Annotated in this window: 19 protein-coding genes; 9 read left to right on the forward strand and 10 right to left on the reverse strand. The window is 64.2% G+C overall.

Annotation, left to right across the window (positions count from 1 at the left end):
- Positions 1-48 precede the first annotated feature (48 nt).
- From pstB to ACZ9C1_RS19115, 4 genes are all read left to right on the forward strand, one after another.
- Complete coding sequence (gene pstB, locus ACZ9C1_RS19100) at positions 49-882, forward strand: phosphate ABC transporter ATP-binding protein PstB (RefSeq protein ID WP_031315066.1); 834 nt, start codon at positions 49-51, stop codon at positions 880-882.
- Between the two features lie 73 nt (positions 883-955).
- Complete coding sequence (gene phoU / locus ACZ9C1_RS19105; protein WP_023630537.1) at positions 956-1,726, forward strand: phosphate signaling complex protein PhoU; 771 nt, start codon at positions 956-958, stop codon at positions 1,724-1,726.
- A 162-nt stretch (positions 1,727-1,888) separates the two neighbouring features.
- On the forward strand, positions 1,889-2,800 hold the full coding sequence (locus ACZ9C1_RS19110) for a response regulator (protein ID WP_277502426.1): 912 nt from the start codon (positions 1,889-1,891) through the stop codon (positions 2,798-2,800).
- 193 nt (positions 2,801-2,993) lie between these two features.
- On the forward strand, positions 2,994-3,893 hold the full coding sequence (locus ACZ9C1_RS19115; protein ID WP_476254280.1) for a peptidoglycan DD-metalloendopeptidase family protein: 900 nt from the start codon (positions 2,994-2,996) through the stop codon (positions 3,891-3,893).
- 50 nt (positions 3,894-3,943) lie between these two features.
- Here the strand turns inward: ACZ9C1_RS19115 and ACZ9C1_RS19120 are convergent, their stop codons facing one another.
- The 3 genes from ACZ9C1_RS19120 to phoB form a co-directional block, all read right to left on the reverse strand.
- Positions 3,944-5,284: a hemolysin family protein gene (locus ACZ9C1_RS19120; RefSeq protein WP_102684596.1), complete on the reverse strand. Its 1,341-nt coding sequence runs from the start codon at positions 5,282-5,284 to the stop codon at positions 3,944-3,946.
- A gap of 207 nt (positions 5,285-5,491) precedes the next feature.
- On the reverse strand, positions 5,492-6,763 hold the full coding sequence (phoR, locus tag ACZ9C1_RS19125) for a phosphate regulon sensor histidine kinase PhoR (protein ID WP_256659354.1): 1,272 nt from the start codon (positions 6,761-6,763) through the stop codon (positions 5,492-5,494).
- Positions 6,764-6,835: 72 nt separating this feature from the next.
- Positions 6,836-7,525, reverse strand: a complete 690-nt coding sequence (gene phoB, locus ACZ9C1_RS19130) for a phosphate regulon transcriptional regulator PhoB (protein WP_003253341.1) — start codon at positions 7,523-7,525, stop codon at positions 6,836-6,838.
- A 174-nt stretch (positions 7,526-7,699) separates the two neighbouring features.
- Here phoB and ACZ9C1_RS19135 point away from each other — a divergent pair, with 174 nt between their 5' ends.
- The gene (locus ACZ9C1_RS19135) at positions 7,700-8,071 is read left to right on the forward strand and encodes a COG4315 family predicted lipoprotein (RefSeq protein WP_476254281.1); all 372 of its coding nucleotides are present in this window, start codon (positions 7,700-7,702) and stop codon (positions 8,069-8,071) included.
- 53 nt (positions 8,072-8,124) lie between these two features.
- Here the strand turns inward: ACZ9C1_RS19135 and ubiA are convergent, their stop codons facing one another.
- Both ubiA and ACZ9C1_RS19145 read right to left on the reverse strand, forming a co-directional pair.
- Positions 8,125-9,015: a 4-hydroxybenzoate octaprenyltransferase gene (gene ubiA / locus ACZ9C1_RS19140; protein WP_102684593.1), complete on the reverse strand. Its 891-nt coding sequence runs from the start codon at positions 9,013-9,015 to the stop codon at positions 8,125-8,127.
- Positions 9,015-9,572, reverse strand: a complete 558-nt coding sequence (locus ACZ9C1_RS19145; protein WP_139674838.1) for a chorismate--pyruvate lyase family protein — start codon at positions 9,570-9,572, stop codon at positions 9,015-9,017. Before ACZ9C1_RS19145 ends, ubiA begins: the two co-directional genes overlap by 1 nt.
- Before the next feature lie 193 nt (positions 9,573-9,765).
- Here ACZ9C1_RS19145 and ACZ9C1_RS19150 point away from each other — a divergent pair, with 193 nt between their 5' ends.
- From ACZ9C1_RS19150 to ACZ9C1_RS19165, 4 genes are all read left to right on the forward strand, one after another.
- Positions 9,766-9,933: a rubredoxin gene (locus tag ACZ9C1_RS19150; protein ID WP_023532601.1), complete on the forward strand. Its 168-nt coding sequence runs from the start codon at positions 9,766-9,768 to the stop codon at positions 9,931-9,933.
- 33 nt (positions 9,934-9,966) lie between these two features.
- Entirely contained in the window at positions 9,967-11,115 is a 1,149-nt protein-coding gene (locus ACZ9C1_RS19155) for an NAD(P)/FAD-dependent oxidoreductase (protein WP_139674841.1), read from the forward strand.
- 188 nt (positions 11,116-11,303) lie between these two features.
- A complete protein-coding gene (locus ACZ9C1_RS19160; protein ID WP_046857600.1) occupies positions 11,304-11,600 on the forward strand; it encodes an HU family DNA-binding protein in 297 nt (98 codons plus the stop codon).
- A gap of 133 nt (positions 11,601-11,733) precedes the next feature.
- Entirely contained in the window at positions 11,734-12,108 is a 375-nt protein-coding gene (locus ACZ9C1_RS19165; protein ID WP_023631265.1) for a hypothetical protein, read from the forward strand.
- A gap of 88 nt (positions 12,109-12,196) precedes the next feature.
- Here the strand turns inward: ACZ9C1_RS19165 and ACZ9C1_RS19170 are convergent, their stop codons facing one another.
- The 5 genes from ACZ9C1_RS19170 to exbD all read right to left on the reverse strand — a co-directional run bounded on the left by ACZ9C1_RS19170 (position 12,197) and on the right by exbD (position 17,948).
- Positions 12,197-13,606, reverse strand: coding sequence for an aminoacyl-tRNA deacylase and HDOD domain-containing protein (locus ACZ9C1_RS19170; RefSeq protein ID WP_277502429.1), 1,410 nt, complete (start codon positions 13,604-13,606; stop codon positions 12,197-12,199).
- A gap of 78 nt (positions 13,607-13,684) precedes the next feature.
- Positions 13,685-15,763, reverse strand: coding sequence for an ATP-dependent DNA helicase RecG (gene recG, locus ACZ9C1_RS19175; protein ID WP_476254282.1), 2,079 nt, complete (start codon positions 15,761-15,763; stop codon positions 13,685-13,687).
- A gap of 4 nt (positions 15,764-15,767) precedes the next feature.
- A complete protein-coding gene (locus tag ACZ9C1_RS19180) occupies positions 15,768-16,694 on the reverse strand; it encodes a hydrogen peroxide-inducible genes activator (protein WP_102684588.1) in 927 nt (308 codons plus the stop codon).
- A 94-nt stretch (positions 16,695-16,788) separates the two neighbouring features.
- Positions 16,789-17,523 carry an energy transducer TonB gene (locus ACZ9C1_RS19185; protein WP_046857596.1) on the reverse strand — a complete coding sequence of 245 codons (735 nt, stop codon included), beginning with the start codon at positions 17,521-17,523 and terminating at the stop codon, positions 16,789-16,791.
- The gene (gene exbD / locus ACZ9C1_RS19190; RefSeq protein WP_023632733.1) at positions 17,520-17,948 is read right to left on the reverse strand and encodes a TonB system transport protein ExbD; all 429 of its coding nucleotides are present in this window, start codon (positions 17,946-17,948) and stop codon (positions 17,520-17,522) included. Before exbD ends, ACZ9C1_RS19185 begins: the two co-directional genes overlap by 4 nt.
- Positions 17,949-17,950 lie beyond the last annotated feature (2 nt).

The raw sequence follows: 17,950 nt of genomic DNA on the forward strand, positions 1-17,950 counted from the left end.
GATGCCGGGCGGCCCTTTGAAACGAATTGATAGCGTATGGAGTTGACCATGCAGCATGAATCCCACGCCCACGGCATCGACATGTCGGCCCTGGGCCGCGACAAGCAGAGCCTGCGCCTGGCTGAAGAGACCGTGGCCATCGAAGTACCCGGCCTGTCCCTGTTCTACGGCGACAAGCAGGCGCTGTTCGACGTCAGCATGAACATCCCCAAGCAGCGCGTGACCGCCTTCATCGGCCCGTCCGGCTGCGGCAAGTCCACGCTGCTGCGCACCTTCAACCGCATGAACGACCTGGTCGACGGCTGCCGTGTCGAAGGCGCCATCAACCTGTACGGCAACAACATCTACCGCAAGGGCGAGGACGTGGCTGAGCTGCGTCGCCGCGTGGGCATGGTGTTCCAGAAGCCCAACCCGTTCCCCAAGACCATCTACGAGAACGTGGTCTACGGCCTGCGTATCCAGGGCATCAACAAGAAGCGCGTGCTCGACGAGGCCGTCGAGTGGGCGCTGAAGGGCGCGGCCCTGTGGGATGAGGTCAAGGACCGCCTGCACGAGTCGGCGCTGGGCCTGTCAGGTGGCCAGCAGCAGCGTCTGGTAATCGCCCGTACCATTGCCGTTGAGCCGGAAGTGCTGTTGCTCGACGAGCCGTGCTCGGCACTGGACCCGATCTCGACACTGAAGGTCGAAGAGCTGATCTACGAACTGAAATCCAAGTACACCATCGTCATCGTGACCCACAACATGCAGCAGGCGGCCCGTGTTTCGGACTACACCGCCTTCATGTACATGGGCAAACTGGTCGAATTCGGTGATACCGACACCCTGTTCACCAACCCGGCGAAGAAGCAGACCGAAGACTATATCACCGGTCGCTACGGCTAAGACCGGCAAGGTAGGAACGCCAGGGAACGACACGAACGACTTGAAGCCTGCAGCTGCTTCGCGGAGCGAAACGATGATCAACAAAGAAAGCCTTACCCACCACATCTCCCAGCAGTTCAACGCCGAGCTCGAGGAGGTGCGCAGCCACCTGCTGGCCATGGGCGGGCTGGTGGAGAAACAGGTGAACGATGCCGTCACCGCGCTGATCGAGGCCGACTCGGGCCTGGCGCAGCAGGTGCGCGAGGTCGACGAACAGATCAACCAGATGGAGCGCAACATCGACGAGGAGTGCGTGCGCATTCTCGCCCGTCGCCAGCCGGCGGCCTCCGACCTGCGCCTGATCATCAGCATCTCCAAGTCGGTGATCGACCTGGAGCGCATCGGTGACGAGTCCACCAAGATCGCCCGCCGTGCCATCCAGCTGTGCGAGGAAGGCGAGTCGCCGCGTGGCTACGTCGAGGTGCGCCACATCGGCGACCAGGTGCGCAACATGGTCCGCGACGCGCTGGACGCCTTCGCCCGTTTCGACGCCGACCTGGCGCTGTCGGTGGCCCAGTACGACAAGACAATCGACCGCGAGTACAAGACAGCGCTGCGTGAGCTGGTCACCTACATGATGGAAGATCCGCGCTCGATCTCCCGCGTGTTGAGCGTGATCTGGGCCCTGCGTTCGCTGGAGCGTATTGGCGATCACGCACGCAACATCTCCGAGCTGGTGATCTACCTGGTGCGTGGTACCGACGTGCGCCACATGGGCCTCAAGCGCATGAAGGCCGAGGTGCAGGGCGAAGCGTTCGATGAGGGCGAAATCGCTAATGTTCCGGCCGAACCGGACGATAAATAGGATTGCTCCCGAGCATGAACGCCCGGCAACCGCCGGGCGTTTTCGTTTGCGGTCGAGCACCAGCAGGCACCCGCGAACCGTGTGAGAAGTCCCGGCGTGACCAGTGGTTTGGCAAATGGCCATCAGTCGGCGGTATGCTAGCCGGGATCAAGAGGAGTATCGATGAGTAAAGTGAATGTGCTGGTCGTGGATGATGCCCCGTTCATCCGCGACCTGGTAAGGAAGTGCCTGCGCAATGCCTTCCCCGGCATGGTGATCGAGGACGCGGTCAACGGTCGCAAGGCCATGGCCATGCTGAGCAAGGAACGTTTCGACCTGGTCCTGTGCGACTGGGAAATGCCGGAGATGTCCGGCCTCGAACTGCTGACCTGGTGCCGCCAGCAGGACGAGATGAAGACCATGCAGTTCATCATGGTGACCAGCCGTGGTGACAAGGAGAACGTGATCCAGGCTATCCAGGCCGGCGTTTCCGATTTCGTTGGCAAGCCGTTCACCAACGAGCAGCTGCTGACCAAGGTGAAGAAGTCGCTGACCAAGATCGGCAAGCTCGACAGCCTGATGTCCAGCGCGCCGGCGCGGGTCAACTCGGCGTTCGCCAATGACTCGCTCAGCGCCCTGACCGGTGGTCGCCCGGAGGCGGCTAAGGTGAACGCGCCCGTCGCCGCGCCAGTGGCAGCAGCGGCCAAGCCTCTGATCAACGCCCCTACGCCGAAGACTGCCGCTGCGGCGGCCCAGGCTGGTCGTGGTCAAGGCCAACTGCGCCTGTCCAGCGGAACCCAGCCGTGCATGATCAAGGCCCTGAGCCTCAAGGAAGCCCTGCTGGTGGTGCGCCGCGGCACCAACCTGCCACAGGTGCTCGAAGGCGCGGTGCTGGACCTGGAGCAAGGCGAGAATGCCGAAACCGCGCGCCTGAACGGCTACCTGCACGCCATTGCGGCGCTGGAGCCCAAGCCTGAGAGCGACTGGCTGCAGCTGACCTTCAAGTTCGTCGACCAGGATGCGCAGAAACTCGACTACCTGTCGCGGCTGATCGCCCGCGGCACGGCGCAGAAGCATTTCACGCCTGGCGCCTGATGGCCGGGCTGTACACTCTGTAGGAGCGGCTTCAGCCGCGATCACCCGCGAAGCGGGTGCCAACCGCGTTGTCTGCATCGCGGCTGAAGCCGCTCCTACAGAGCCCCGCTAAAACATCCGACCAGCTGTCACAACTTGTCTTTAACTGGGCTGCTAGGCTTCGACAGAACACCACTGTCAAAAAGCCACCATCATGCCGCCCTCCCGACTGCTGCTGTTCTGTGCCTTGCTCATGGCCTCGGCGTCGAGCCTGGGCATGACCATCTACAAGACCACCGATAGCTATGGCGTGGTTTCCTATTCCGACCGGCCCAGCGTGGGCGCCAAGGTTTTCGTGTTCCGCGAACCCATGGTCGAGCGCCTGGACGGCCAGGTGCGGCTGAAGACCGAGGATTTCGCCGGTGGCGTGCGTTTTGTCGCGCGCAACGAGCTGTTCGTGCCGATGGAAGTTGAACTGCGTGTGGAGCGCCTGGCCAATGCCCAGGGCGGTAACGCCCCGCGTATCGTCCGGCGCCTGGTGCCACCACGCTCGAACCTGATCCTCAGCGTGGTGCAGGCTCGCCAAGGGGCTCGCCTCAAGTACGACACCAAGTTCCGCTACGCCATGGGCGACCCGGGCCAGCGCCCGCAGGGCTACCGTTATCCGTTTCCCTGGAAGGGCGGGCCGTTCCGCCTGAGCCAGGGCCCCAACGGCCGTTTCAGCCACTTCGGGCCCAAGGGCCGCTACGCCATGGATATCGCCATGCCCGAAGGCACACCGATCATCGCGGCACGTGGCGGGGTGGTGGTGAAGATCGAGAACAACCAGAGCGGGCGGGGCAACAATCCGGCGGGCAATTTCGTCAGGATCCTGCACCCGGACGGCACCATGGGCGTTTACCTGCACCTGATGCGCGGCTCGGTGGTGGTGGGCGAGGGGCAGCGGGTTGCCCAGGGACAGGCGTTGGCCAAATCGGGCAATACCGGCAACAGCAGCGGGCCGCACCTGCATTTCGTGGTGCAGCGCAATGTGGGGCTGGCGCTGGAGTCGATCCCGTATCAGTTCGACCGGCCAATCGGTGGACTGCCGGACTTTACCGCAGGGAATCCATGACGCATCGCGAGGCAAGCCCGCTCCCACAAATGTAGGCGCGGGCTCTCAGGTCAATCGAGCTTGAGCACCTTGGCCAGCACGATCTTAGGCCCTTTCATCTTCTTGATGATGATGCGCAGGCCTTCCACTTCCAGCACTTCCTCTTCCTCAGGGACGCGCTTAAGCGTCTCGTAGATCAGCCCGGCGAGGGTTTCCGCTTCGATGTGGTCCAGGTCGATACCCAGCAAGCGCTCGACCTTGAACAGCGGCGTATCACCGCGCACCAGCAACTTGCCCGGCTGGTAGGCGAGGATGCCGCGCTCGGTCTTGCGGTGTTCGTCCTGGATATCGCCCACCAGCACTTCCAGCACGTCTTCCATGGTCAGGTAGCCGATCACCTTGCCGTCGGCTTCCTCGACCAGCACGAAGTGCGCGCCACCCTTGCGGAACTGTTCCAGCAGCTGGGACAGCGGCATGTGCCGGGACACCCGTTCCAGCGGGCGGGCGAGGTCTGCAAGGTCGATGGTTTGCGGCAAGTGGTCGAGCTCTGCGAGCTCCAGCAGCAGGTCCTTGATGTGCAGCAGGCCGGTGAATTCCTCGCGCTCGGCGTCATACACCGGGTAGCGGCTGAACTTGTGACGGCGCAGCAGGGCGAGGATTTCCTTCAGCGGCGCATGGGCATCGATGCTGACCATGTCCTCGCGCGAGTTGGCCCAGTCGACCACCTCCAGCTCGCCCATCTCCACGGCCGAGGCCAGTACGCGCATGCCTTGGTCGCTTGGGTCCTGGCCGCGGCTGGAGTGCAGGATCAGCTTGAGCTCCTCGCGGCTGTAGTGGTGCTCGTGGTGCGGGCCGGGCTCACCTTGCCCGGCGATGCGCAGGATGGTGTTGGCGCTGGCGTTGAGCAGGTAGATCGCCGGGTACATCGCCCAGTAGAACAGGTACAGCGGCACGGCGGTCCACAGCGACAGCAGCTCGGGCTTGCGGATCGCCCACGACTTGGGGGCCAGCTCGCCGACCACGATGTGCAGGTAGGAGATGACGAAGAAGGCGACGAAGAACGAGATCGCCTTGATCAGCTCCGGGCTGTCCACGCCGACATAGGCCAGCAGCGGCTCGAGCAGGTGGGCGAACGCCGGCTCGCCGACCCAGCCCAGGCCCAGGGAGGCGAGGGTGATGCCCAGCTGGCAGGCCGAGAGATAGGCGTCGAGCTGGTTGTGCACCTTGCGCAGGATGCTGCCACGCCAGCCATGCAGCTCGGCGATGGATTCGACGCGGGTGGAGCGCAGCTTGACCATGGCGAACTCGGCAGCCACGAAGAAGCCGTTGAGCAGCACCAGGAACAAAGCAAAGAGAATCATGCCGAAATCGGCGAACAACGAGGTGAGGCTGATACCAGGGGAAGGGTCCATGATGGGGTTTTACGGGGTCCGTCTGCTGAAATGTAAGAAAAAAAGTGCCAGCGTTTGCTGGCACAGGGGATCCAATGTAGCGGCTGAGGCTGCAAAAGCAAAGGGCCGCTTCGCGCCCCATCGCCGGCAAGCCGGTTCGCACGAGGGCCGCATCTTTCCTGTGGGAGCCGGCTTGCCGGCGATGGGGCGCGAAGCGGCCCTCGGATCTCAGCCCTTGTTCACGACCAATTGTGCTGGCGCAAAATGACAGGTGAAGGTGCTTCCATGGCCCGGCACGCTGCTGATTTCCAGGCGCCCGCGATGGCGCATCAGCACATGCTTGACGATCGCCAGGCCCAGCCCGGTGCCGCCGGTGTTGGAGGCTCGGCTGGAATCGACGCGGTAGAAGCGTTCGGTCAGGCGTGGCAGGTGCTTGGCCTCGATACCGACCCCCGAGTCCTGCACGCTGAGGTGCGCGCCCTGTTCGTCGGCCCACCAGCGGATGCGGATATTGCCTTCGTCCTGGGTGTACTTGACCGCGTTGAACACCAGGTTGGAGAACGCACTGCGCAGCTCCGACTCGCTGCCCTTGAGCCGTATGCCAGGCGCTGCCTCCAGGCTGATTCGCTGGTTGCGCGGGCCGGACAGGGCCTGGGCGTCGTTCTTGATGGCGGTGAGCAGGGTGTCGACCAGCACCGGCTGGTTGTCCGAGGGATAGTCGGTAGCTTCGAGCTTGGCCAGCAGCAACAGGTCGTTGAGCAGCGTCTGCATGCGTGAGCCTTGCGCGCTCATCTGCTGCAAGGCCCGGCTCCAGCGCGGGTTCACGTCCTCGACGTTGTCCAGCAGCGTCTCGAGGTAGCCGGTGATCACTGTCAATGGCGTGCGCAGCTCGTGGGAAACGTTAGCCACGAAGTCCTTGCGCATCTGTTCCAACTGGTGGATGCGGGTCACGTCGCGCACCAGCATCAGGTGCTCGTTGTTGCCGTAGCGGGTGAGGTGCAGTTGCACGCGCAGGCGGTCGTTGATCGGCGAAGGGATCTCCAGCGGCTCGGCGTAGTTCTCCGACTCGAAGTACTCCTTGAAGCGCGGGTGGCGCACCAGGTTGGTCACCGGCTGGCCGCCGTCCTGCGGGGTCTTGAAGCCCAGGAGGGTCTCGGCGGCGCGGTTCCACCACTCAAGGTTGCCGTCGCTGTCGAGCATGATCACCGCATCGCGAAGGGCAGCGGTGGACTCCTGGACCCGGTCGATCACTGCCTGCAGGCGGCCACGCACGCGCTGGTCGCGGCGCTGCAGGTGATAGATGCTGTCGAACACTTCGCCCCACAGGCCGTAGCCATCGGGTGGCGCTTCATCGGGTTGATGATTGCGCAACCAGTCGTGCAAGCGCAGCAACTGCTTCAGTGTCCAGCCCAGGTAGAAGGCCAGGCCGATGGCCAGGCTCCAGCCATAGTAACCGCTGACCAGCCCGCCGATCAGGCAGACGGTGATCAGCAGGAGCATGTGGCGAATCAGGGTCGCGTGCCAGTTCTGGTTCAATTGACAGTCCTTGTACAGCGGGCGCTTGGGCTTCGATCAGCTTTTGGTCGAGAAGCGATAGCCAGTGCCGCGGACGGTTTGTACCAGATTTTCATAGGCTTCACCCAGTGCCTTGCGCAGGCGGCGGATATGCACGTCGACGGTGCGCTCCTCGACATAGACGTTGCCGCCCCAGACCTGGTCGAGCAACTGGCCGCGGGTGTAGGCGCGCTCCTGGTGAGTCATGAAGAACTGCAGCAGGCGGTACTCGGTGGGGCCCATCTCGGCCGGTTTGCCATCGATGGTCACGCGGTGGCTGATCGGGTCGAGCAGCAGGCCGCCGACTTCGATCGGCGCTTCGCTGTCGCTTGGGCCGGTGCGGCGCAGCACGGCCTTGAGGCGCGCCACCAGTTCACGGGGCGAGAACGGCTTGGTGATGTAGTCGTCGGCGCCGACTTCCAGGCCCTGGATCTTGTTGTCCTCTTCACCCTTGGCGGTGAGCATGATGATCGGGATGTCGCCGGTCAGCTCGTCGCGCTTGAGGCGGCGGGCCAGCTCGATGCCGGATGTGCCCGGCAGCATCCAGTCGAGCAGGATCAGGTCCGGCTTGCGGTCGACGATGATGGCGTGGGCCTGTTGCGAGTTCTCGGCCTCGAGGCAGTCATAGCCGGCCATTTCCAATGCAACGGCGATCATCTCGCGGATAGGCGCTTCGTCGTCGACGATCAGAATGTTTCTGCCAACCATGCTCAATTACCTCTCCCAGGAACGATGTCTTGGCCCGCATTAGATAACGGAATTATTGCAGCTGTGTGACAGGGCGTGGGCGGTTCTGGCGACATTGCGTGACTGGACTAGGCTACAAGGGGCCGCGAGGGCGGCGCGAACATTCAATCCACCCCTGAAACAATGGTGATTCCAATGACACGACATACGCTGAGCTGGATGGCCCTTTGCGCTGCGCTGGCAGTGCCGGGGGTGGCGTCGGCTCATCACGCCACGGAGAAGGATGGCATGTGGGTCGACCACGATGGCATGACGCTGTACACCTTTGACAAGGACGCTGGTGGCAAGTCCATGTGCAATGGCGAGTGCGCCAAGAACTGGCCGCCGTTGATGGTGAAGAAGGACGACGAGGCGCCGAAGGACAAGTGGACCCACGTCACCCGCGACGATGGCTCGATGCAGTGGGCCTATGACGGCAAGCCGCTGTACACCTTCGTCAAGGACAAGAAGGCCGGCGAGACCACCGGCGATGGCATGAAGGATGTCTGGCACGTCGCCAAGCCTTGATGCACCAGGCGTGGGAGCGCCGCTCCGCCGCTCCCACCATTGCCTGGACAGTTTCAGCGCAGCGCGTAGTCCAGCACCACACCCATGAAGATCAACAACCCCGCCCAGTGATTGTGCAAGAACGCCTTGAAGCACGACTCGCGGTCCAGCTTGCGCGTCGACCAGAATTCCCAGGCGAAGCATACCGCCGCCGCCAGCAGCCCCAGGTGGAACCAGGCGCCCAGTTCGAAGCGGTTGCCCGCCAGGAGCAGGCAGCCCAGCGACAGCAACTGCAGGCTCAGGATGATCACCCGGTCTGCCTCGCCGAACAGGATGGCGGTGGATTTCACGCCGATCTTCAGGTCGTCGTCACGGTCGACCATGGCGTAGTAGGTGTCATACCCCACCGTCCACAGCAGGTTGGCGATGTACAGCAGCCAGGCGCTGGCCGGCAGCTCGCCACCCGCGGCGGTGAAAGCCATCGGGATTCCCCAGGAATACGCCGCGCCCAGCACCACCTGCGGGTAGTAGGTGTAGCGCTTCATGAACGGGTAGCAGAAGGCCAGGGCGACCGCTCCGAACGACAGCCACACCGTGGTGGCGTTGGTGCACAGCACCAGCAGGAAGCTCACCCCCACCAGCAGAGCGCACAGCATGAGTGCTTCGCGGGGCTTTACCCGGCCGCTGGCCAGTGGCCGGTCGGCGGTGCGTTTGACGTGGCCGTCCACCTTGCGGTCGGCGAAGTCGTTGATGCAGCAGCCGGCGGCACGCATCAGCACCACGCCGAGGCCGAAAATCAGCACGTTGGCCAGGGTCGGCGAGCCGTTGCCGGCGATCCACACCGCCGACAGCGTCGGCCACAGCAGCAGATAGATGCCGATGGGGCGGTCCATGCGGCTGAGCTGGACAAAGTCCCAGGCGCGCGGGTGAAGGTGGTTGAGCGACTTGAGCAGTTGCAGGTACATCAGCGTTTTTCCTCCTTGGCCGCGTGCCACAGGGCGGGCAGGAACACCTCGGCCACCAGCAGGTCGAGGCCGTCGCGTTCGAAGCGCGAGCGCCGTCCCCACAGCCCGGCGCTGGCAACCTCGGCGGGCAGCCAGCCCTGTGGATAACTACATACTTCGATAGGGTGGCGGACGAACGCCTGGTCACAGAACAGCAGCTCGCCCAGCGAGCGGCTGCCCAGGGTCTCCAGGTCGAGCCCGCCGCGTTCCAGCGCCGTGCGGCTGGCCACGCTGCGAGCGAAAACCCAGGGATGGTCATGGCCGCGCAGGTAGACCTCGCGCACCCAGCCCTGCGCGCCAGGCCGCAGGCCCAACGCGGCGCATTCATCGTCACGCAGTGGCTGCCAGCCCTCGAACAAAGGAGTGACGCTGAAGTGGTCATGGGACAGACCGGTCAGGCGACGGGTCAGGGAGCCTTCATCGAACAGCCAGTTCAGGGTCGGCTGATCGGGCAGGGGCGCCAGTTGCGGATACGCCAGCCACGCGACAGCGGCTGCTTGCGGGGTTTCGTACGGCACGTCGGTATGCTTGATACAGGCCAGAGAGGCGGCGAGCTTAGCATGATTGCCGTCCTGGCTTGCATACTGCCAGCAGGCCCAGTACAAAAGCCGACCAGAGATTGCACGGTGGTCACTTGCAGGCGCGGGCGTGCCCCGCGACCAGGCCACCAACTGCAACGCACCAATGAGCCTGACCGAGGAACAGCACCCGATGAAAAAGTGGCAATGTATTGTCTGTGGCCTGATCTATGACGAAGCGGACGGCTGGCCGGACGACGGCATCGCCCCCGGCACTCGCTGGGAAGACGTGCCGGAAGACTGGCTGTGCCCTGATTGTGGCGTAGGCAAGAGTGACTTCGAAATGATCGCCATTGGCTGATCGCAACCCTGGTTTGAACAAGGAACGCACGACATGACGTCCCCCGTGGTGATCATTGGTACCGGTCTTGCCGGTTATAACCTGGCGCGAGAGTTTCGCAAGCTGGACGGCGACACGCCGCTGCTGCTGATCACCGCTGACGACGGTCGCTCCTACTCCAAGCCGATGCTGTCGACCGGCTTTGCCAAGCAGAAGGACGCCGACGGCCTGTGCATGGCCGAACCGGGCGCCATGGCCGAGCAGCTCAAGGCCGAGATCCGCACCCACACCCGCATCAGCGGCATCGACCCCGGCCACAAGCGCCTGTGGATCGGCGAAGAAGCGGTGGCGTACCGCGACCTGGTACTGGCCTGGGGCGCGCAGACTGTGCAGGTGCCTGTGGAAGGCGATGCGGGCGAGCTGGTCTTCCCGATCAACGACCTTGAGGACTACGCACGTTTTCGTGCCGCTGCCGCAGGCAAGCAACGGGTGCTGATCCTCGGCGCCGGCCTGATCGGCTGCGAATTCGCCAACGACCTCACCTTGGGTGGCCTGCAGTGCGAGATCGTGGCGCCGTGCGAACAGGTAATGCCGACCTTGCTGCACCCTGCGGCGGCCGCCGCGGTGCAGGCAGGCCTGGAAGGGTTGGGGGTGCGTTTCCATCTCGGCCCGGTGCTGACCCGCCTGCAACGCTCCGGGGCGGCACTGGAGGCGCACCTGTCCGACGGCAGCGTCATCCCGTGCGACCTGGTGGTGTCTGCGATCGGCCTGCGGCCGCGCACCGACCTGGCGGCCGCAGCGGGCCTGCAGGTCAACCGCGGGGTGGTGGTGGATCGCCAGCTGCGCACTTCTCACGCCAACATCTTCGCCCTGGGCGACTGCGCCGAGGTCGATGGCATCAACCTGCTGTACGTCATGCCATTGATGACCTGTGCCCGTGCCTTGGCCCAGACCCTGGCCGGCAACCCGACCGCGGTGGCCTATGGGCCAATGCCGGTCACCGTGAAGACCCCGGCCTGTCCGCTGGTGGTGTCCCCCGTGCCGGCAGGCCACGAGGGCACCTGGGTGGTGGAAGGTAGTGGCGGCGACCTGAAAGTGCTCTGCCATGGCGCCGATGGCCAGCTGCTGGGCTACGCCCTGACTGGCGGCGCAGTCATGGAGAAACTGGCGTTGAATCGCCAGTTGCCACCCTTGATGGCGTAAATAGCGGGCGTTCTGTCGGAATTATCCTGTTCTTGCCGCGACAATGGCCGCCCAGATACTGGCGCGGCCCCGGTCGGCGTGCCATCCTCACTGGCGTCTGCCGCAGCCTAGAGCCTGCGGTGCCTTGAACGCTGCTCCCTTCGGCAGCACGGCATAACAACAAGAAATCCCGTCAAAGAGGCTTCACTATGCGTAAACCAGAACTCGCCGCCGTCATCGCCGAAAAGGCCGATCTGACCAAGGAAAAGGCCAACCAGGTCCTCAACGCGATTCTCGACAGCATCACCGGCGCACTCGACAAGGACACCGTCACCCTGGTCGGCTTCGGCACCTTCGAAAAACGCCACCGCGGTGCCCGCACCGGCAAGAATCCGCAGACGGGCGAGCCGGTCAAGATCAAGGCCAGCAACACTGTCGCCTTCAAGCCTGGCAAGGGCCTGCGTGACAGCGTCAACGCACCGGCCAAGCCTGCCAAGAAAAAGTGATCGACAAGCCATCGAGACGGGCGCCTTAAGGCGCCCGTTGTGTTTCTGGTAAGCAAATGCGGCGAACTTGCATAAACAGGGCGATAAACGGATAAACTGCGCGACTCAGTCATTTTTCACTCGAGGCGCGTTGATGAAGTTTCGTTTTCTTCTCTGGGCCATGGGCTTGCTGATGGCCAAGGCCAGCCGCAACAACCCGGCGTTCCAGCAGCAGCTGCAGGACAAGGACCTGGTCTTCCAGATGCAGACGCTCGACGGCAAGGTTGCCCGGCACTTCATCGTCAAGGACCTGCGCATCAGCAGCAAGGGCGGCCTGCACCCGCAGCCGGCGTTCGCCATTGCCTTCAAGGATGCCGCCTACGGTTTCGCCACGCTGCAGGCCGGTAACAAGCAGCTGGCGTTCATGCAGGGGATTCAGGAGAAAAACATCCAGATCAAGGGCAATCCGGCGCTGGTGATCTGGTTCCAGGGCTTGATGAAGTACCTGAAACCGAAGAAGAAAGTGTAGGAGCGGCTTTAGCCGCGATGCAGGCACCGCGGTTTCTGGCACCCGCTTCGCGGGTGATCGCGGCTGAAGCCGCTCCTACGGGGCGGCCTTAATGCGAATGCGGCGCGTGGAACTGCGAGGCCAGCTCACGTAGCAACGCCTCGGCCTCCAGCACCTTGTTCACCACCTCTTGCGCCTTGTCCCGGGTCAGTCCCAGGCGCTCGAGCAGGGCATCCGGGATCTCGCCCTGTGGTCCCGAACCAATCCCGCGCGAGCGCAGCAAGCGAATAGCCAGGCACACCAGGTTCGGGAAGGCCGAGTGCTCACCGTCATAGGTCGGGTCATGCTGGAAACGCAAGGCTGTGGAGAGTTCGTCAGGCATGTCCCACAGCTTCATCAGCCAGGCACCGATCTGTTCACGGCTGATCCCCAGCAAGTGGTGTTCTACATAGCTGTGGCACAGGTGCGGGTTGACCTCCAGATGGCGGCAGATCAGCGAGAAATGTGGCGGGAAGACGTGGGCCAGCAGCAGGTAGCCGAAGTTGTGCAGCAGCCCGGCGAGATAGGTAAGGCCTGCTTCCGGGCGCTCTGCGCGCGGCATGGCGCGGGTCAGGCCCTCGATCACCGCCGCAGTGTAGATCGACTGCTGCCAGTACGGCGTGGCCTGTTGCGGGTGGTCCTTGGGCAGGCTCAGGGTCTTGCCCAGGGCCAGGCCCAAGGCCAGGTTGATCACCAGGTCGAAGCCCAATACCCGGACGATGGCATCTTCCACCGAACGGATCTTGCCGGGGGATGCGTAGTAGGGTGATGCCGCCCAGCTGACGACCTGTGCGGCCAGGGCAGGGTCGGTTTCGACTACACCGGTGATGTCGTCGATGCTGGCATTGGGGTCGACGCGCAGCTTGATGATCTTCTGCGCGGTGTCGGCCAGCGGCGGAATTTCGATGGTCTGCTCCAGGCGTTGCTGGATGCGCCGGGCGGTGAAAGCCTGGACCGCGCGGATGACTTCCCTGGGAGGGCCGTCCAACTGATCGAAACTGAGGCGAATATCGCTGATCGGCTGGCCGAAGGTGCTGGCGCTGGCCTTGACCAGCATTTTCTTGAAAGCCGTCCGGCCAATTTCCAGGAGCAGCCCGGCTTCACCGGACTGGATCAGCAGGGTTTCGTTGTCGAGCAAACTCTTTTCGTACTGGCACGGCGAGCTGGTCAATGCGGGAATGGCGGGTAGGGCCTTGAGATGATGCTTGTCGAGCATCTGCTTCAAGCGCTCCAGCGGCACGGCCTTTAGCTTGCGCCCGGTCAACTCCTCGAGGCGCTTGAGGTCCAGCAACTGGCTTTGCGGGAACAGCACCATCAAGGCACCGATCTCGTCATCGAGCAGTACGGCCTGTACGCGCGAGTTGGCCGGCAGCCCCGGGTGCTCGGGCACCTCGCGGAAGCTGACGTCGAGCTTTTCGAGCAACTGCCGGATGACAGACGGTGCGTGTAGGGTTGCGGTATCCAGGGCAACTTCAGTCATGGCCTGTATCCAATCATTTCTGTAAACGCGAAGTATAACCAGCCTGACCGCCAAGCTGGATCCATTATGGGACGGGCGTCACACCTGGCCATATTGTTGGCCGTGGCGCAACCAGCGGTCGAGTAGCGGGCTGACGTGGTCGGGCCAGCGTGCCAGCAGGGCCTGGGCGGCGTCGCGTACGGCCGGCAACAGGTCGGCGTCGCGCATCAGGTCGGCGACCTTGAACTGTAGCAGGCCGGTCTGGCGAGTCCCGAGCATTTCACCGGGGCCGCGCAGCTCCAGATCCTTCTCTGCAATGACGAAACCATCGTTGGTTTCGCGCATGATGCCCAGGCGTTCGCGGCCGATCTGCGAAAGTGGCGGGTGATAGAGCAGCACGCAGTGGCTTGCCGCGCTGCCCCGGCCGACCCGGCCGCGCAGCTGGTGCAACTGCGCCAGGCCCAGGCGCTCGGGGTTCTCGATAATCATCAGGCTGGCATTGGGCACGTCGACACCGACCTCGATCACCGTGGTGGCGACCAGCAGTTGCAGCTCACCGGCCTTGAACTCGGCCATGACCGCCGCTTTTTCCGCAGGCTTCATGCGCCCATGGATCAGGCCCACGCGCAGTTCGCCCAGGGCGCTGCCCAACTCCTCGAAGGTACTTTCGGCAGCCTGGCAGGTCAGTTCCTCGGATTCCTCGATCAGGGTGCACACCCAGTAGGCCTGGCGCCCTTCGGCACAAGCGGCGCGGACTCGCTCGACCACTTCGAAACGGCGGCTGTCGGCGACCAGCACGGTATTCACCGGGGTACGCCCGGGGGGCAGCTCGTCGAGGACCGAGGTGTCCAGGTCGGCGTAGGCGCTCATGGCCAGGGTGCGGGGGATCGGCGTGGCGGTCATGATCAGCTGGTGCGGGCACAGCTGGCCCATGACGCCCTTCTTGCGCAGGGCCAGGCGCTGCTGCACGCCGAAACGGTGTTGTTCGTCGATGATCGCCAGGGCCAGGTGCTTGAACTGCACCTCGTCCTGGAACAGCGCGTGGGTACCGACCACCATGGGCGCGCCATTGGCGATCTGCTCCAGGGCGTTGGCGCGGGCCTTGCCCTTGAGCTTGCCGGCCAGCCAGGCGACTTCGATACCCAGCGGCTCGAGCCAGCGTTTGAAGGTGATGAAATGCTGCTCGGCGAGGATCTCGGTGGGGGCCATCAGCGCCACCTGGTAGCCAGCCTCCAGGGCCTGCAGAGCCGCGAGGGCGGCGACCACGGTCTTGCCGGCGCCCACGTCACCCTGTACCAGGCGCATCATCGGTTCGGGTTGGCTGAGGTCGTAGGCGATCTCGTTGCCGACGCGCTGCTGGGCACCTGTCGGGTTGAAGCCCAGGTTGGCCAGGTATTGCGCTGGCAGGCGGGTAGCCCTGGGCAATACCGGCGCACGCAGGCTGCGCTGGCTCTCACGCAGGCGCTGCTGGGAGAGCTGATGGGTCAGCAGCTCCTCGAAGGCCAGGCGGTGCTGGGCCCAGTGATGGCCCTCGGCAAGTTCGTCGAGGTCGGCGTCGGCAGGCGGGTTGTGCAGGTAGCGAATGGCATCGCTCAACGGCGCCAATTGGTAGTCGCGGGCCAGTTGGTCGGGCAGCCAGTCGGGCAGGCTGCGCGGGCCGAGCAGGCCCAGGCTCTGCTGGCAGAGCAGACGCAGGCGTTGTTGGGTGAGGCCTTCGGTGGTCGGGTAGATCGGCGTCAGCGTCTGTTCGACCGGCGGTGGCGCTTCTTCGCCGTTCAGCGCACGGTATTCGGGGTGGTAGATTTCCAGGCCCGAGGCGCCCGGACGTGCTTCGCCATAGCAACGCAGGTGGGTGCCTCGCTTGAGGCCCTCCTTCTGCGCATTGCTGAAATGGTAGAAGCGCAGGCTCAGCGTGCCGCTGCCATCGCCCAGGCGCACCACCAGACTGCGGCGCTTGCCCATGGTCACGTCAGCCCCGCTGACCACGCCCTCGATCACCGCGTCCTGGCCGGGACGCAGTTGGCCGATGGGGACTACGCGGGTTCGGTCCTGATAGCGCAACGGCAGGTGGAACAGCAGGTCCTGCAGGTTCTCCAGACCGACCTTGGCGAGTTTCTCTGCCATGGCTTCACCAACACCCTTGAGCGTGGTGACCGGGACGTTCGACAGCTCGGTCATGGGTTCAGGCCGGTTGTTCCACGGGCGGCTTGGCCACCGAGCAGAGGCGGATCGAGTCGGCGAGGATCTCGATGGCCTTCGGCCGCGGGAAGCTGGCGCGCCAGGCGATGGCCACGGTGCGGAACGGTGCGGGCGCGGTCAGCGGGCGAACTTCGATGACGCCCGGTGCATAGTGATGGCTGTGTACGGCCGACAGCGGCAGGATCGAGACGCCCAGGCCGGAGGCGACCATGTGGCGGATGGTTTCCAGTGAGCTGGACTCGACCGTGGTGTGCTTGGAGGCTTCGCCGCCCTTGTTCAGTGTCGGGCAGGCTTCGAGCACCTGGTCGCGGAAACAATGCCCCTCGCCCAGCAGCAGCAGGCTCTTGTCGTTGAGCATGGCGGTGTCGATGGTGTCCTTGGCGGTCCAGGGATGGTCGGCCGGCATCAGCGCACAGAACGGTTCGTCGTACAGCGGCAGGGTCAGCACGTCGGCCTCGTTGAACGGCAGGGCGATGATCACCGCGTCCAGTTCGCCGTTGCGCAGCTTTTCGCGCAGCACATGGGTGAAGTTCTCTTCGATGTACAACGGCATCTGCGGCGCCACGCGGTGCAGTTGCGGGATCAGGTGCGGGAAGAGATAGGGGCCGACGGTGTAGATGGCGCCGACCTTGAGCGGGGCGGTCAGCTGGTTCTTGCCGGCCTGGGCGAGCTCGCGGATGCCTTGAGCCTGCTCCAGTACCTTCTGCGCCTGGGCGACGATGCTCTCGCCGACCGGCGTGAGGCGCACCGCGCTCTTGCTGCGCTCGAAGATCAGCACGCCGAGTTCGTCCTCGAGCTTCTTCACGCCCACCGACAGGGTCGGTTGGCTGACGTGGCAACGCTCGGCCGCGTGGCCGAAGTGCTGCTCCTGCGCGAGGGTAACGATGTAGCGAAGTTCGGTGAGGGTCATAACGTGCGTCCATGAAGTTGCGGCCCCAGCATAGCGGCTGCAATCGATAGACGCACGTTATCAGACTTGCCGTTTTGTGACAGAAACAAAAACGTCAGCGTCGGTCCAGCGAGTACACGAACGGCGCAACCACTTCGATCGTGCCATTGTTCAGCAACTCCGCCGGAGGCTTGGGTACCGTGCCGGCACGGCGGATCATCTCCAGCGTGGCCCGGTCCAGCGCCGCGCTGCCCGAACCACCGGCCAGCGTGTACGACACCACCTTGCCTTCGGCGTCGACCACGAAACGCAGGCGGTTGATGCCCTGCAATCCACGGCGGCGAGCGTCCTCGGGGTACTTCTTGTACTTGGCCAGGTGGCGCAGCAGGTCGCTCTGCCAGCTCGGCAGGGCATTACTGTTGGACGCGATGCTTGGCTGCGGCGCCGCCGACTTCTGCGGTGGCGTGTTGCTCGGCGGCGTGTCCGCGACGTCGTCCTTGGCCGGTGGCTCGTCTTTCGGCGGCTCAAGCTTCTTCTCGGGCTTGGGCGGCTGTGGCTTGGCCTTGGGCTTGGGCGGCTTGGGGATGGCGATCTTCGGCTTCGGCGCCTCTGCCAGCTTGGGCAGCGGCGGCTCCTCGATCGGCGTCGGCGGTTTCGGGGCGGCCTTGGGCGGTGGCGGTGGCGCGGGCTCTGGCAGCGGTGCCAGCTCGACCATCATCGCTGCCGGCGGCAACTCGAGGGCCTGGGGCACCGACCAGTTGAGCGTCAGCAGCACGGCGACCGCGTGCACTCCCAGCACGATCGCCAGGCTGCCACCGTAGCGCGCCATGTTTGAGCGCGTTTTCGTCATTTCTTGGCTGCCGTCTCGAGTCCGACCAGGCCGACCTTGAGGTAGCCAGCGGCACGCATGGTGTTCATCACTTCCATCAGGTCGCCGTAATCGACGCCCTTGTCAGCCTGGAAGAAGATGGTGGTTTCCTTGTCGCCCTTGGTCTTGGCATCGAGCATCGCGCCAAGCTGGTCGCGCTGGGCCACCTCGTCGTCGCCCAGGTAGAGCTTCTTGTCGGCCTTGACGCTGACGAACACCGGCTTCTCGGGCCGCGGCGCGGGCTTGGCGGTCGAGGCGGGCAGGTCGACCTTGATGTCGACCGTGGCCAAGGGCGCCGCGACCATGAAGATGATCAGCAGCACCAGCATCACGTCGATGAACGGCGTGACGTTGATTTCGTGGTTCTCGGCGAGGTCGTCGCCACCTTCGTTGAGATGCAGGCCCATGG

Source organism: Pseudomonas sp. TE21435, from assembly GCF_056279265.1.

What these genes read in the sequence shown, in the direction of transcription:
- pstB (WP_031315066.1), top strand. Translation starts at nt 49, where the DNA reads ATGCAGCATGAATCCCACGCCCACGGCATCGACATGTCGGCCCTGGGC.
- phoU (WP_023630537.1), top strand. Translation starts at nt 956, where the DNA reads ATGATCAACAAAGAAAGCCTTACCCACCACATCTCCCAGCAGTTCAAC.
- ACZ9C1_RS19110 (WP_277502426.1), top strand. Translation starts at nt 1,889, where the DNA reads ATGAGTAAAGTGAATGTGCTGGTCGTGGATGATGCCCCGTTCATCCGC.
- ACZ9C1_RS19115 (WP_476254280.1), top strand. Translation starts at nt 2,994, where the DNA reads ATGCCGCCCTCCCGACTGCTGCTGTTCTGTGCCTTGCTCATGGCCTCG.
- ACZ9C1_RS19120 (WP_102684596.1), bottom strand. Translation starts at nt 5,284, where the DNA reads ATGGACCCTTCCCCTGGTATCAGCCTCACCTCGTTGTTCGCCGATTTC.
- phoR (WP_256659354.1), bottom strand. Translation starts at nt 6,763, where the DNA reads ATGCTCCTGCTGATCACCGTCTGCCTGATCGGCGGGCTGGTCAGCGGT.
- phoB (WP_003253341.1), bottom strand. Translation starts at nt 7,525, where the DNA reads ATGGTTGGCAGAAACATTCTGATCGTCGACGACGAAGCGCCTATCCGC.
- ACZ9C1_RS19135 (WP_476254281.1), top strand. Translation starts at nt 7,700, where the DNA reads ATGACACGACATACGCTGAGCTGGATGGCCCTTTGCGCTGCGCTGGCA.
- ubiA (WP_102684593.1), bottom strand. Translation starts at nt 9,015, where the DNA reads ATGTACCTGCAACTGCTCAAGTCGCTCAACCACCTTCACCCGCGCGCC.
- ACZ9C1_RS19150 (WP_023532601.1), top strand. Translation starts at nt 9,766, where the DNA reads ATGAAAAAGTGGCAATGTATTGTCTGTGGCCTGATCTATGACGAAGCG.
- ACZ9C1_RS19155 (WP_139674841.1), top strand. Translation starts at nt 9,967, where the DNA reads ATGACGTCCCCCGTGGTGATCATTGGTACCGGTCTTGCCGGTTATAAC.
- ACZ9C1_RS19160 (WP_046857600.1), top strand. Translation starts at nt 11,304, where the DNA reads ATGCGTAAACCAGAACTCGCCGCCGTCATCGCCGAAAAGGCCGATCTG.
- ACZ9C1_RS19165 (WP_023631265.1), top strand. Translation starts at nt 11,734, where the DNA reads ATGAAGTTTCGTTTTCTTCTCTGGGCCATGGGCTTGCTGATGGCCAAG.
- ACZ9C1_RS19170 (WP_277502429.1), bottom strand. Translation starts at nt 13,606, where the DNA reads ATGACTGAAGTTGCCCTGGATACCGCAACCCTACACGCACCGTCTGTC.
- recG (WP_476254282.1), bottom strand. Translation starts at nt 15,763, where the DNA reads ATGACCGAGCTGTCGAACGTCCCGGTCACCACGCTCAAGGGTGTTGGT.
- ACZ9C1_RS19180 (WP_102684588.1), bottom strand. Translation starts at nt 16,694, where the DNA reads ATGACCCTCACCGAACTTCGCTACATCGTTACCCTCGCGCAGGAGCAG.
- ACZ9C1_RS19185 (WP_046857596.1), bottom strand. Translation starts at nt 17,523, where the DNA reads ATGACGAAAACGCGCTCAAACATGGCGCGCTACGGTGGCAGCCTGGCG.
- exbD (WP_023632733.1), bottom strand. Translation starts at nt 17,948, where the DNA reads ATGGGCCTGCATCTCAACGAAGGTGGCGACGACCTCGCCGAGAACCAC.